Annotated in this window: 13 protein-coding genes; 6 read left to right on the forward strand and 7 right to left on the reverse strand. The window is 47.8% G+C overall.

Annotated features, from left to right (window positions below; translation table 11 throughout):
* Positions 1-58 precede the first annotated feature (58 nt).
* From ACED36_RS06175 to ACED36_RS06200, 6 genes are all read left to right on the forward strand, one after another.
* Complete coding sequence (locus ACED36_RS06175; RefSeq protein ID WP_016959678.1) at positions 59-1,231, forward strand: serine hydrolase; 1,173 nt, start codon at positions 59-61, stop codon at positions 1,229-1,231.
* Between the two features lie 198 nt (positions 1,232-1,429).
* Positions 1,430-1,699 carry a DUF493 family protein YbeD gene (gene ybeD, locus ACED36_RS06180; protein WP_016959679.1) on the forward strand — a complete coding sequence of 90 codons (270 nt, stop codon included), beginning with the start codon at positions 1,430-1,432 and terminating at the stop codon, positions 1,697-1,699.
* Positions 1,700-1,851: 152 nt separating this feature from the next.
* Positions 1,852-2,505, forward strand: a complete 654-nt coding sequence (lipB, locus tag ACED36_RS06185; RefSeq protein WP_026024032.1) for a lipoyl(octanoyl) transferase LipB — start codon at positions 1,852-1,854, stop codon at positions 2,503-2,505.
* On the forward strand, positions 2,502-3,467 hold the full coding sequence (gene lipA, locus ACED36_RS06190; protein ID WP_016959681.1) for a lipoyl synthase: 966 nt from the start codon (positions 2,502-2,504) through the stop codon (positions 3,465-3,467). The genes lipB and lipA overlap by 4 nt, the downstream gene beginning before the upstream one ends.
* A gap of 188 nt (positions 3,468-3,655) precedes the next feature.
* A complete protein-coding gene (locus ACED36_RS06195; protein ID WP_017004694.1) occupies positions 3,656-5,197 on the forward strand; it encodes a YjjI family glycine radical enzyme in 1,542 nt (513 codons plus the stop codon).
* A 53-nt stretch (positions 5,198-5,250) separates the two neighbouring features.
* On the forward strand, positions 5,251-6,144 hold the full coding sequence (locus ACED36_RS06200; protein WP_017004693.1) for a YjjW family glycine radical enzyme activase: 894 nt from the start codon (positions 5,251-5,253) through the stop codon (positions 6,142-6,144).
* Here ACED36_RS06200 and ACED36_RS06205 read toward each other — a convergent pair.
* The 7 genes from ACED36_RS06205 to ACED36_RS06235 form a co-directional block, all read right to left on the reverse strand.
* Complete coding sequence (locus tag ACED36_RS06205) at positions 6,141-7,064, reverse strand: LysR family transcriptional regulator (RefSeq protein ID WP_371732944.1); 924 nt, start codon at positions 7,062-7,064, stop codon at positions 6,141-6,143. The two genes, ACED36_RS06200 and ACED36_RS06205, sit on opposite strands and share 4 nt — an antisense overlap.
* 147 nt (positions 7,065-7,211) lie before the next feature.
* Positions 7,212-8,480, reverse strand: a complete 1,269-nt coding sequence (locus tag ACED36_RS06210) for a glutamate-5-semialdehyde dehydrogenase (RefSeq protein WP_371732945.1) — start codon at positions 8,478-8,480, stop codon at positions 7,212-7,214.
* A gap of 55 nt (positions 8,481-8,535) precedes the next feature.
* A complete protein-coding gene (gene proB / locus ACED36_RS06215) occupies positions 8,536-9,693 on the reverse strand; it encodes a glutamate 5-kinase (RefSeq protein WP_016959686.1) in 1,158 nt (385 codons plus the stop codon).
* Between the two features lie 105 nt (positions 9,694-9,798).
* Positions 9,799-10,203 carry a sigma factor-binding protein Crl gene (gene crl / locus ACED36_RS06220; protein WP_016959687.1) on the reverse strand — a complete coding sequence of 135 codons (405 nt, stop codon included), beginning with the start codon at positions 10,201-10,203 and terminating at the stop codon, positions 9,799-9,801.
* Positions 10,204-10,428: 225 nt separating this feature from the next.
* Complete coding sequence (gene frsA / locus ACED36_RS06225) at positions 10,429-11,682, reverse strand: esterase FrsA (RefSeq protein WP_016959688.1); 1,254 nt, start codon at positions 11,680-11,682, stop codon at positions 10,429-10,431.
* Positions 11,683-11,838: 156 nt separating this feature from the next.
* Complete coding sequence (gene gpt, locus ACED36_RS06230; RefSeq protein ID WP_016959689.1) at positions 11,839-12,297, reverse strand: xanthine phosphoribosyltransferase; 459 nt, start codon at positions 12,295-12,297, stop codon at positions 11,839-11,841.
* Between the two features lie 66 nt (positions 12,298-12,363).
* Positions 12,364-13,650 (reverse strand): NCS2 family permease, encoded by a 1,287-nt coding sequence (locus ACED36_RS06235; RefSeq protein WP_016959690.1) that lies wholly within the window; start codon positions 13,648-13,650, stop codon positions 12,364-12,366.
* Positions 13,651-13,789: the final 139 nt, after the last annotated feature.

The raw sequence follows: 13,789 nt of genomic DNA on the forward strand, positions 1-13,789 counted from the left end.
TCTGATATAGTGTCGACTGCTTTTGACTAGAGAAATATTCAAGTAAGTACTTATATCTATGAAAAAATCACCTTCTTTGTTGCGCTCTTTAGTCTTGTTGACTGCCGTATCCACTTCCGCTGTAACGATTGCAGCACCATCTGTCGTACCTGATGCGCCTCAAATCGCAGCAAAAGGCTATGTATTGATGGACTACAACTCGGGCAAAGTCTTGGCCGAGAATAATGCCTACGAACGTCTAAACCCAGCCAGCCTAACCAAAATGATGACAAGCTATGTTATCGGTCAGGAAGTTGAACGCGGCAATATCAGCCTCGAAGACGAAGTTGTTATCAGTAAAAATGCTTGGGCGAAAAACTTCCCAGGTAGTTCGAAGATGTTTATCGAAGTAGGTACCACTGTTTCAGTTGCTGACTTGAACCGCGGTATTATTATTCAATCAGGGAACGATGCATGTGTGGCGATGGCTGAACACGTAGCGGGCTCTGAAGATTCATTTGTCGATCTCATGAATGGCTGGGCGAAAACCCTCGGTATGAAAGATACCAACTACGCCAACTCACACGGCCTCGATCATGATGAATTATACTCAACACCTTATGATCTGGCACTTCTAAGCCAAGCCCTTATCCGTGATGTGCCAGAAGAATACCGCATCTACGAAGAGAAATCGTTCACCTACAACGGCATCACCCAATACAACCGTAACGGTCTACTTTGGGATAAGAGCATGAATGTTGATGGTATTAAGACCGGCCACACAGACAAAGCCGGTTACAACCTCGTCAGCTCTGCAACCGAAGGCAAGATGCGTTTGATCGCTGTTGTCATGGGTACAAACAGCGCTAACGCACGTAAAGCAGAAAGCAAGAAGCTGCTGAATTACGGGTTCCGCTTTTTCGAAACCGTTGCACCGCATAAAGCCGATGAAACTTTCGTAACCGAAAAAGTATGGATGGGTGATACCGACCAAGTTGCATTGGGCGTGAGCGAAGATACCTATGTCACACTGCCTCGCGGTAAAGCGAAAGATTTAGAAGCCAGCTTTGTGCTAGAAAAAACACTTGAAGCCCCTATCGCGAAAGGCGATGTGGTCGGTAAGCTTTACTATCAAGTTGATGGCGAAGATGTGGCGGAATACCCACTAGTTGCGCTTAATAACGTGCAAGAAGGTGGTTTATTCAGTCGCTTGGTTGATTACATCATCATGTTCTTCAAGAGCTTGTTCTAAGCACCCAGGAAGAATTTAGAAGGCAGCCTATTGGCTGCCTTTTTATTTGCCTCGCCCGCCCCCATATTCCTCCTCAAGCGCATGATCTTGTTTTCTTATAACAGGACGATTACTATTCTCCCCCAACGCAATGCGTGATCATTAGCACAAAATATAGGTCGCCGGACAATGCTTCCGACGCCAATTCTGGAGTAAAAAATGGAAGAGCAACCAAAACTAAAAGACCTTCTGGAGTTCCCATGTACATTCACTTATAAAGTGATGGGTTACGCCAAACCAGAACTCACAGATCTGGTTTTGGAAGTCATTCAGCGTCACGCTCCGGGTGATTACACACCGAGAGTGACACCCAGCGGCAAAGGTACTTACAATGCCGTGTCTGTCACCATTACAGCGACGTCTATCGAACAAGTTGAAACGCTGTACAAAGAACTGGGTGATATTGAAATCGTTCGTATGGTTCTGTAAGCGATCACGTATAGACAAGATCACCACAATACTTTACGACAATGCCCTTACAAATAGACGGCTGTTAATTCAGCCGTCTGTCATTATAATGGCGTAACTGACGAGCTCGGTGCCCTTAATCTCTCAGCCCTTTTTAGCCAAGCAGGTGTACTTTGCAACAGAACCGCCTCATTATCAGACAACTTGGATTGCGTCCTTACGAGCCGACGTGGAAAGCCATGCATGCTTTCACTGACGAACGCACGGCTGAAACCTGTGATGAGATTTGGCTGGTCGAACACGAACCTGTGTTTACCCAAGGCCAAGCGGGAAAAGCGGAGCACTTACTCGCGACAGGAGATATTCCTGTGGTGCAAAGTGACCGTGGCGGACAAGTGACCTATCATGGGCCTGGTCAGCAGATTGCCTATATCCTGATTGACTTGAAACGCAAGAAATTGGGTGTAAGAGAGCTGGTAACCAGCATAGAAAACATAGTGATTGATACGCTTGCTCACTATGGTATTGAATCAAATGCACGACCGGACGCACCGGGTGTGTATGTGGGTGATAACAAAATTTGCTCGCTGGGTCTTAGGATCCGTCGCGGCTGTTCATTCCACGGATTGGCATTAAACGTCAATATGGATTTGTCTCCGTTCCTACGCATTAACCCTTGTGGCTATGCAGGGATGGCAATGACACAAACCGTCGATTTAGGGGGGCCAGCATCACTGACTGAGCTTTACCCTGTGTTAGTAGATAAACTGACATCGCACCTGAACTATGATCAGGTCGAGTCCCTAACAGAAAGCAATCAATTATGAGCAAACCGATCCAGATGGAACGCGGCGTTAAATACCGTGATGCAGACAAAATGGCGCTCATCCCGGTCAAGAACATGCCGACTGAGAAAAAAGAAGTGCTGCGCAAGCCCGAGTGGATGAAGATCAAACTTCCTTCTGACAGCAAACGTATTCAAGAAATTAAGTCTGCATTGCGTAAAAACAATCTGCATTCTGTCTGTGAAGAAGCGTCTTGCCCGAACTTGGCTGAGTGCTTTAACCACGGTACTGCTACGTTTATGATTTTGGGTGCAATTTGTACTCGACGATGTCCATTCTGCGACGTTGCCCACGGTCGCCCGAATGCACCAGATGACAATGAGCCAGCAAAACTGGCGAAAACCATCAGCGACATGAAGCTCAAATACGTTGTTGTGACCTCCGTAGACCGTGACGATCTGCGTGATGGCGGCGCACAACACTTTGCGGATTGTACCCGTGAAATTCGCGCCCTAAACCCAGAGATCCGCATTGAAACACTGGTGCCCGATTTCCGTGGTCGTATGGATACGGCATTGGAATTGCTAAAAGACAATCCGCCAGATGTGTTCAACCACAACCTTGAAACAGCACCGCGTCTTTACCGTAAAGCTCGCCCAGGCGCCAACTACAAGTGGTCGCTCGAACTGCTGAAGAAATTTGGTGAGATGCACCCTAACGTGCCGACGAAATCGGGTGTCATGATGGGTTTGGGTGAAACCAAAGAAGAGATCGTACAAGTGCTGAAAGACTTGCGCGAGCATGGTGTGACCATGCTGACACTCGGCCAATACCTGGCACCAAGCCGTCACCACTTGCCGGTTGAGCGTTATGTGCCGCCAGAAGAATTTGATGAACTACGCGATATCGCATTGGAGCTGGGCTTTACTCACGCTGCATGTGGTCCGTTTGTTCGCTCGTCTTACCATGCTGATCTGCAAGCGCAGGGTGTGGAAATCAAGTAGACACCATTGCTCTTTTCATCATGCTAAACGCCGAGCCCATGCTCGGCGTTTTTGTGTTGGTCGTTTCCCAAAAATCCGATTGCCCTTGGCGGATTTCCAAAATGGAAATATCACCTTCCCATAAAGTTAATAGTGGAAACTCCTAGCCGCAACGTAAAATAAACCCAAATTAAAGTAGGGTCTTTTCCATGAACAACAACCTTTCTGAACTGCAGCAACGTTTTTACCAGATCATCAACAACCCAACGCTTTCTCCAAAGCAGAAGAACCAATTTCTGGCATTGGAAGCGGAGGCAAGCCTGCCTTACCTGTCGATTGAAGACGACATAGCGCAAGCAATGAAAGACGGTGTTATCTGTGACATGTTTGAAGGACACGCGCCATTCAAACCACGTTACGTGCTGCCAGATTACGCGAAGTTTCTTTCGCAAGGTTCTGAGTACTTGGAATTGACGCCAGCAGAAAACCTTGATGATGCACTCAACATGCTGAATATCATCTATCACCACGTTCCTTCCGTGACCAACATTCCTGTGTATGTCGGCCAACTCGATGATGTGCTGATGCCTTACGTTGGTTCGCTGAGCGACGAAGATATCTACCAAAAAATTAAACGTTTCTGGATCATGCTTGATCGCACTCTGCCAGATGCATTCATGCATGCGAACATCGGTCCTGCTGACAACATCATCTGCCGCACTATCTTGCGCGTCGATGCTGAATTAAAACAAATCGCACCAAACCTAACGTTCATGTATGACCCTGCTGTCACACCAGACGATTTGCTTCGCCATGCCACTCGCAACATCTGTGAATGCAGCAAGCCACACATTGCCAACTACCCAATGCATGCTGGCGCTTACGGTGACAAACGTTTCGGCATCGTGAGCTGTTACAACTCTCTGCCATTAGCGGGCGGTTCAAACACCCTAGTGCGTATGAACCTAAAAGAAGCCGCGAGCAAAGCAGAAAGCGCAGAAGACTTCATCAACACAACGTTGCCAACTTACAGCAAGTTGATGGTTGAGTTGATGGACGTTCGTAGCACTTACCTTCACGAATCTTCAAATTTCTTTACCAACTTCCTTGCAATGGAAGGCCTGATTGAAGAGAGCCGTTTTGCACCCATGTTTGGCATCTACGGCATGGCTGAAGCAGTGAATGCTCTGTTGGAAAAAGATGGCAAGCAAGGCAAATACGGACATGACATCAGCGCCAACGAGCTGGGTCATGCCATTTCTGAAAAGCTGGCTGCACTGGTTGACGAAAACCCAGTGAAGTACGGCTACAACGGTAAGGCACTGCTTCATGCCCAAGGTGGTATCAGCCTAGACATGGACGCTACCCCAGGCGTGCGTATCCCTTACGGTACTGAACCTGATCCTGTGACGTATGTTCACGCAACGGCGGGCCACCACAAACACTACACATCAGGCATCAGCGACATTCTGACCATTGATGAGACCGTGAAATCGAACCCTGAAGCCATGTACAACCTTTGTAAAGGCGCTATCAACTTGGGTTACCGTGAATTCACGGCCAATGTCGCGTCGAACGATTTGGTTCGCGTGACGGGTTACATGATCAAGCTGTCTGATATTGCGAAATTTGACGACGAAGGTTCACGTAAGAACACCACCTGGTTAGGTGCAGAAGCATCGAAGAACACGGGGATTTTGAACCGTGCGCCACGCGTGGTGAGCTTTGAATCAACCCCTGTTTACAAGTAACAGTATTGCCGATCACAGCGTCCGTTAATAACGAACACAACGAGAGCAAGAGAATGTCAGTGAAGCCAACGCAAAACCAAGCACTGGTCAGTCGTATTCTGACATTCTCTTGTGTTGATGGGCCGGGCAACCGTTTGGTGGTATTTTTGCAAGGATGTAACTTCGATTGCATCACTTGCCATAATCCTCACACCATCAACCACTGCACCCATTGTGGTGATTGCGTGAAAAGCTGTCCAAGCGATGCCCTGTCCATCCATACCCAAAAGAACGACCAACAGCGTGTTATCTGGCATGCGGATAAATGTACACACTGCGACCGTTGCATTGATGTGTGCCCTGACAAATCCAACCCGAAGATTGTTCGCTACAGCGTGGACGAGATGCTTGCGCTGATCCGCAAACATCATTTCTTCCTCAATGGCATCACCATTTCTGGCGGTGAAGCAACACTGCAACTTCCTTTTATACTGTCATTGTTCAAAGCCATAAAATCTGACCCTGAGCTTGCACACTTAACCTGCTTCATCGACAGCAATGGTTCATTGTCCCGCACGGGATGGGAGCGCGTTTCGCCCTACCTTGATGGTGCCATGGTCGATCTCAAAGCCTGGCAATCAGACACGCATTTGTGGCTCGTCGGTCGAGATAAGCACCGCGTCATCGACACCATTGATTACTTGGCTACGCAGAACAAGCTGCACGAAGTGCGTTTGCTGCACATCCCAGGAAAAAGCGATTTGGATACCGAAGTCGATGCGGTGGGAGATTACTTAAAGACCCTGCCTGAAGGTGTGAAGATCCGCCTTAACGCGTTTCAACATCACGGTGTGATCGGTGAAGCGTTAACGTGGGAGAAATGCAGTGAAAGCGAGATGAATCGCTTCCACGAATTGTTGTTTTCGAAGATCAATCGGCCCATGCAATTGCCGACGGTTTATACCTAAATCTCTGCCGTGTCACCAACCAGTTGATCGTGCAACCAGCGACACGCTGGATTGTTCAAACTCACCGTATTCCATACCAAGCTATAGGCCACTTGGCCGTAATCAAATGGCAGCGCTTTGGCCACCAGCCCCTTGCCTTGCAAAGCCGTTTCAGCCCAGCGTTTCGAGCAGGTAAAAAGATACGGTGAATGCTGGCACATTAAAGCCGCTGAACCAAAGTCTGCGACCATCGCAGCAATATTTCTCGCGCCATGTCGTTGCGTAAGTGTCTGTTCAAAATAAGGCTCAGCCAAATCCTTATCAATGACGCGAATGTGGCGATAACTTAAATACTTTTCAATAGTCAGCGCTTCATTGGAAAGTGGGTGTGCCGGGTTCATCAAGCAGACCATTTCATCACTTAAAATCGTTTTCCAAATAAGACTCTTGCTGTGTGTCGGCGGCTGACTGATATCATGCGGAAGCAGCAGAAAATCGATTTTTCCATTCAAAAGCGCTTCGAAGCTAAATTGCTCTTTGGTGGAAATAACCAACTGCGCATGGTCATTCAATCGCTGAGATATTTGCCCCAACTGAGGTGCAAAAAGCTCAAACGTACTCTCTCTCATCGACAATGAAAGCATGCCCGTAAAGGTTTCAGGCAAGAATTCTCCTTGCTGAAAAATACCATTCATGTTCGACAGAACATTGTGGATTGCGGGGCCAATACTTAACGCATATTGTGTCGGTGCGAGTTGGTTTCCTCTGCGGAAAAAGAGCTCATCGTTCAGCTGCGCTCTTAGCTGTCCCAACGCTTTGCTGACGCTCGATGGCGTCACACATAATATATTGGCCGTTGACGTCACACTATGCGTCATCAATAGCACATGCATAACGGTGAGGTTTTTAACGCTAATACGAGAAAGTGTGGCGTAATCCATCGAAGACCATCTTCATTCAAACAATCACGGCATAGCGTAGCCTTAAACCCTTCTAATACCAATTGGTATTAGACGTAGATATACGCAAACGCCAGACACAATAAAGGCGCTGATTCAGCGCCTTTTCATCGAAAATCTGCTTCCCGATTATGGGCGAGACAGATAATCCGCTTTACCTACCCACTTGTAGGTTGTCAGCTCCTCTAAGCCCATAGGGCCGCGAGCATGAAGCTTTTGTGTAGATACAGCAACTTCTGCACCCAAACCGAACTGGGCGCCATCAGTGAAGCGTGTAGAGGCATTCACATACACTGCCGCAGACCCTGCGCCATTGATAAACGCTTCTGCCGCCATCAAATCGTTGGTGAGGATCGCATCAGAGTGGCTCGCATTGTGGTCACGCATATGTTTGAGCGCTGCGTATACATCCGAGACCAATGCAACGCCAAGGGTAAAGCTCAACCATTCGGTATCAAAATCACCCTCTCCCGCTTCTTGCAGGTCTGCAACACCACCCAACAATGGCAATGCCGCCGCTTCAGCAACAATCTTAAGCTTATTGTCATTGAACAATGGCGTCAGTTTTTGCAGAAGTGTTTCTGCAATTTCTTGATTCACTAGCAAGGTATCTAGGGCATTACAGGCAGACGGACGTTGCGCTTTAGCATTGATAATCAAATCCAATGCACGGTCCAAGTCAGCGGTTTTGTCTACGTACATATGGCTGATGCCGAAGCCACCAATGATGACCGGAATGGTGCTGTTTTCTTTACACATTTTGTGCAAGCCCGCACCGCCGCGAGGAATGATCATGTCGACATAGTCATCAAGACGCAGCAATTCACCAACCAATTCGCGATCTGGCTTCTCGATATACTGCACAGAGGCCGCGGGTAGGTCTGCTTTTTCCAGCGCGGTTTGGATAACTTTCACCAACTCAACGTTTGAATGGAAGGTTTCTCGACCGCCACGAAGGATGCTTGCGTTACCCGTTTTTAGGCACAAAGAGGCAATATCAATCGTTACGTTAGGTCGAGCTTCATAAATCACGCCAATCACGCCGATAGGCTCGCGACGACGGCTCAACGTCATGCCGTTCTCAAGCACTTTGCAGTCCATTTCGCTACCGACCGGATCAGAAAGCGAAATCACGTTACGAACGTCGGCGGCAATACCAGCCAAACGTTCGTCGTTCAGCAGAAGACGATCTAGCATTGCATCAGGCAAGCCCGCTTCACGACCAGCATCGATATCTTTTGCGTTTGCAGCAAGGATGCTAGCTGCATTCGCTTCTAATTCATCAGCAATCACTGCTAACGCTTGATTCTTCTGCGCTGTTGGTGCCGTTGCCAATACATATGCAGCGTCTTTGGCTGCGCGTCCCATGGTTTGTAGACCGGTTGTTTGCAGACTCATGTCAGCCTCTATTGCTTATCCATAGCGTTAGCAGCAATGCTACTAACCAAATTAATTAATCAATGACGACGAGATCGTCGCAATGTATTGCAACGGCGCCGTGTGCATAGCCCAGAATATCTTGAATATCCTGACTGTGTCGACCTGCGATGGCACTTAAATCTGTACTTGAGTAGCGGCAGATACCGCGCGCTAATAGCTTACCGTTTTGATCACAAATACGCGCGACTGCACCACGATCAAAACGGCCTTCCACGCCGATGATGCCTTTAGACAATAGGCTGCTATGGCGTTCTACCACGGCTTTCGCTGCGCCTTGATCGATAATGATGTCGCCTGCAGGCGGAGGGCCGGCCAATATCCAACGTTTGCGGCTTTCAAGCGGTGATGCCAACGGTAAAAAGCGTGTGCCTGCAGGTTTTCCTTCAACCAAATGTTGAATCACCTCTGGGCGGCTACCTGCTGCAATAGTCACTTCAATACCCGCTCGACGTGCTACGTCAGCGGCCTGTAGCTTGGTCGCCATGCCCCCCGTACCCAAACCACTGACACTGCCGCCAGCTAACTTGTGTAAGGTCTCATCGATCGTATGCACTTCGCGGATCAGTTCAGCGTCTGGGTTGTTACGCGGATCTGCAGTAAACAAGCCAGGCTGATCGGTTAGAAGTAGTAATTTGTCAGCTTCAGCAAGAATCGCCACAAGCGCCGACAAATTATCGTTATCGCCCACTTTTATCTCAGCCGTCGCAACCGCATCATTTTCATTCACAACGGGAACGATATGATTATCTAGCAGTGCTTGAAGCATATCGCGGGCATTGAGATAGCGCTCGCGATCATCCAAATCTGCGCGTGTTAGCAGCATCTGGCCAATGTTAATGCCATAAATAGCGAACAGGCTTTCCCATTCTTGAATTAAACGGCTTTGCCCTACCGCTGCCAGCATTTGCTTGTTGGCAATAGTATTGGGGAGATCGGGATGATTGAGGTGTTGTCGACCCGCCGCAATAGCGCCGGAAGTGACAACAATAACCTGATGACCTAGGCGAATAAGCTTGGCACATTGACGCACCAATTCGACGAGGTGAGCGCGATCGATTTTGGTTGAGCCACCAGTAAGCACACTGGTTCCCAATTTTACAACGATGGTCTGGCGATCTTGTGTATCGCCAGATTCAGAAATCAAAGATGAAACGTTTTCTTGGCCTGACATGACATTGACAACATAAAAGCGAATATGCCTTTCTTTTATCAATCCCAGACCAAGATAACAAGTGATTAAAGCAACTGTCTCGCGATAATCGACAAATTAAGGCCTTTAAGCGGCAGTGCCCAATTTCGGTTTCTTCAAAGATGGTAGCGCTGTGATTTCTAGCGCCAACTCCCCTTCAACAAAGCCCGCAATTTTTTTATAGAAAGTATCGAGAGATTCCGTCACTTCCTGCACACATTTCTTCGGTAATTTTTCTTCCAGCCATTCGCCTTCGGTATTAAATTTCCCAAAGGTGTAGGAATATTCGAAGCCGCCTTCTTTTGGCGTTAACTTCATCCACCACCCCCAAAACTCACGACTTTCGGGCGTTTTTTTGGCATTAACACAAGCAGAAAGGCAATCAAAAAAGTAGCTTTCCCCCGTCGATTTCTTTTGACGCAAATAAGGACCAAGCTGAGCAAACCTTGTCAGCAGGCGTCCATGAGATAAGGTTTTAGTTTCTTCGGTCATAGCAAGCTCCCTTAAGGCGAATATCCATCTCTTTATTATCAATCGCATGTTTACTAGCGTAAGAAGTTGGCTGTACCGCCATTCCGTACTTTTAATCACCCCCAAAAGGAGGAAACGCTTAAACAGCAAACAATCACTGTATAACATGCAACCGGATAAAATTCGTCCTTTGGCAGAGAGCTTTGATTAATCTGTCTTTATCCCAAGGCAGTAAAAAGATCTAGATCACAATGTTCTTGTGAACCACTCAATAGCTTCAAGCATAATTCTGTGATATCCGTCATGAATAGGTTTGCTCGGCAAGGTTTTTGCCCTTCCTCCATAACTGTATAGCGCAGCCAGTTGATTATCAGAATCTGGGCACACTGGATCGCCATCCAGACCAAGCGCCAAGATCGGTACCTTGGTTTTTCTGCCGTTGAGCAGTCCCTGATGACGAAGTGATAATGCTTGAAGTTGTGTCAGCAGCGACGCAGACGCACTACTTTTCCCCATACGAGAAGCAATCGTATCTAAGTGCATTGGGGGGATAGTCTTTAGACGCTTAGCATCTGTCAGCATGGCATGAAGAATACCGCCAACAGAAACGCAAGACTTAATTAGATTTTGCTCTACAAACGCCATTCTCACTGCGGCATTCGCACCAAACCTAATGCCTAAACAACCAACTCGATGTTGATCGACCCAAGGCACTGAGACCAACTCATGGAGCATCGCTTGATGCAAACGACTGCTATCTTCAGTGAGCTTCCACGCGCTGCTTCTACCAACCGAAGGCATATCAAGGGTTAACATCGCAATGTTTGCAGGCGCGAAATAGGTTTGGAATAAATGCCAGAGATCGGTCTGCAAACTATCTAAGCTACCACTCACAATAACAGTCGGAAGCGGCTCATCGGTATGAGGAATATAAAGAAACCCTTCTAGCGACTTACCGTCAACTTTGGTCACCACTTTTTCAATTCTGAACGTCGACTTTTCCATCGCGGAATGAAACGCTTTGTTAGCAAGGATTTCGGTTTGCTGTGAAAGAGGGTCACCTTTTAGGTGAGGATAGCCTGCAATGCTGAAACAGGTGCTCGCACGTAACCAATCAGTAAACGCACCCTCTTTATCGCCTTGTTCTTCTTTCAACAGCGCCGTTTTCTGGTGGCTGATACCCGTCTGTGTCCATTCATAAGGCCAGTTTCCCGAACGGTAACCCACTACGGTATCAAGCAGCTTATCATTGCTTCGGTCGTTGTCTGAGGCAGCAATGCGCGCAAGCGTTTCTTCCATCTCAATCGGATCAACACCTTGCCATGTCCATTGCGGACGACGCAGCACGCGATACCAACTGTTGTCACTGTCACCGTCTAATACGCTATCAATGTCGTTTGACGCTTGATTGACACTCCCTACGATGGTGGAGGTTTCTTTTGCATGTTTGGTGGGTTTGAAAAGCTTAACGGATAGGTTTTCTGACTCTGTTTCTCTCACGGAATATCTCCAGAGCATTCATTTCAACTGGCTCCAGTGTAAACCATGGTAAACAGAAAACCATGATCTTACCGAGGGGTAATAATACCGAACAACATTTACTTAACTCTGAGCATAAAAAAAGCCCCTTTCGGGGCTTTTCAGTAAATCGTTATTTTAGCGCTTAGCAACAGGCTCGACAAACGTCACAGCCATATCCCAAGGCTGCTCAATCCAGCAATCTTGAGCAATGTCGACAACGTAGTCATCCACTAAGTGTTTGCCCGCCGGTTTCGCACATACCGTCACGAACTTGGCTTTCGGGTACATGTTACGAATGACTTCAGCAGTGCCGCCAGTGTCGACCAGATCGTCAACCACGATAAAGCCTTCGCCATCGCCGTCAGCTTTCTTTAAAACTTGCATATCACGCTGATGATCATGGTCGTAGCTCGCGATACAAACCGTATCTACATGACGAATACCCAGCTCACGCGCCAAAATCGCAGCAGGAACCAAACCACCGCGGCTCACCGCGATAATACCTTTCCACTGCTCAGCAGGTAGAAGCTTTTCAGCCAATTGGCGGGTATACATTTGCATGTTGTCCCAGGTGATAACAAACTTGTTGCTCATTTCAGAAAACCTCGGAGGCGATGGTCGCCTTTTAACTCACTAAAAAATATTGCGGCATATTGTGTCTTACATAACGAATTTCAGCAAGAACAGGGCAGCCAGAACCCAAATACTGATAGGTACATCACGTCCCTTACCACTAAACGCTTTGATTGCGCAGTAAGAGATAAAGCCTAAACCGATACCGTGTGCAATTGAGTAGGTCAACGGCATCAGTAAGCAAACAACCACAACGGGTGCCGCTTCTGTTAGGTCACGCCAGTTAACGCTAACCAAACCAGACATCATCAAAATAGCCACGTAGAACAAAGCACCTGCTGTTGCGTAAGCAGGCACCATACCCGCCAATGGCGAGAAGAACAGTGCAAGCAGGAACAAGATACCGACCACAACAGCGGTCAACCCCGTGCGACCACCAGCAGCAACGCCTGACACACTTTCAATGTAAGACGTCGTATTTGACGTCCCCAGCATGGCACCCACAGTGGTTGCAGTACTGTCCGCCAACAGCGCACGGTTCAAGCGTGGTAGTTTACCATCTTTGTCCATCAGGTCCGCTTTTTGTGCCACACCCACTAAGGTGCCAGCTGTATCAAACAGGTCGACGAAAAGGAATGCAAACACAACAGAAATCATGCCGACTTCAAATGCACCGGACAAGTCCATCTGCATGAAGGTTGGAGCAAGACTTGGCGGCGCAGACATTATGCCACCGTACTGAACGTTACCTGTCGCAACAGCAATACCTGTCACAACAAGAATAGCAATCATCACTGCGCCTTTAACGCCGCGATTCACCAAGCCAATGGTCAGGAAGAACCCGAGTGCTGCCATTGCAGGTGCAAATGAGGACAGATCTCCCATGGACACCAAGGTTGCTGGGTGTGCCACAACGATGCCGGAGTTTTGCAGCGCAATCAGCGCCAAAAACATACCGATACCGGCAGAGATACCTGTTCGTAGAGAAAGAGGTATGGAGTGAATAATCAACTCTCGAACCTTAAACAGGCTCAAAGCGATAAAACACAAACCAGACAAGAAGACCGCACCCAATGCTACCTGCCACGAATATCCCATTTGGAATACGACCGTGTAAGTAAAGAAGGCGTTCAAACCCATACCTGGTGCTTGGGCAACAGGATAGTTCGCAACCAAACCCATCACGAAACAGCCAATTGCCGCAGCCAAACAGGTCGCAACAAATACCGCTCCACGGTCCATGCCTGTTTCAGACAAGATCGCTGGGTTCACAAAAATGATGTAGGCCATTGTCAGGAAAGTTGTCAATCCCGCAATGATTTCGGTTCGAATATCTGTACCTTGCTCTTTTAACTTAAATAGACGCTCAAGCATGGCTTTCGGTTCCTTGGAAAGTGTGTGTATGCCAGTCAATAAGACACGAACGTTTTACGAAAACGTTTGCGTCGAAATTTGACGCGAATCTTACCCGCCACTTCGTGAAATTTCCAGTGTGAATTGCATCACTTAGACT

The sequence above is a fragment of the Enterovibrio sp. FF113 genome, assembly GCF_041439165.1.
GTDB lineage: Bacteria > Pseudomonadota > Gammaproteobacteria > Enterobacterales > Vibrionaceae > Enterovibrio > Enterovibrio norvegicus_A.

Bases quoted from the DNA above. Each gene is read 5' to 3' on its own strand.
- gpt (WP_016959689.1), bottom strand. From the start codon at position 12,297: ATGAGCAACAAGTTTGTTATCACCTGGGACAACATGCAAATGTATACC.
- ACED36_RS06205 (WP_371732944.1), bottom strand. From the start codon at position 7,064: ATGGATTACGCCACACTTTCTCGTATTAGCGTTAAAAACCTCACCGTT.
- proB (WP_016959686.1), bottom strand. From the start codon at position 9,693: ATGTCAGGCCAAGAAAACGTTTCATCTTTGATTTCTGAATCTGGCGAT.
- ACED36_RS06195 (WP_017004694.1), top strand. From the start codon at position 3,656: ATGAACAACAACCTTTCTGAACTGCAGCAACGTTTTTACCAGATCATC.
- crl (WP_016959687.1), bottom strand. From the start codon at position 10,203: ATGACCGAAGAAACTAAAACCTTATCTCATGGACGCCTGCTGACAAGG.
- lipA (WP_016959681.1), top strand. From the start codon at position 2,502: ATGAGCAAACCGATCCAGATGGAACGCGGCGTTAAATACCGTGATGCA.
- ACED36_RS06175 (WP_016959678.1), top strand. From the start codon at position 59: ATGAAAAAATCACCTTCTTTGTTGCGCTCTTTAGTCTTGTTGACTGCC.
- ACED36_RS06235 (WP_016959690.1), bottom strand. From the start codon at position 13,650: ATGCTTGAGCGTCTATTTAAGTTAAAAGAGCAAGGTACAGATATTCGA.
- ybeD (WP_016959679.1), top strand. From the start codon at position 1,430: ATGGAAGAGCAACCAAAACTAAAAGACCTTCTGGAGTTCCCATGTACA.
- ACED36_RS06200 (WP_017004693.1), top strand. From the start codon at position 5,251: ATGTCAGTGAAGCCAACGCAAAACCAAGCACTGGTCAGTCGTATTCTG.
- ACED36_RS06210 (WP_371732945.1), bottom strand. From the start codon at position 8,480: ATGAGTCTGCAAACAACCGGTCTACAAACCATGGGACGCGCAGCCAAA.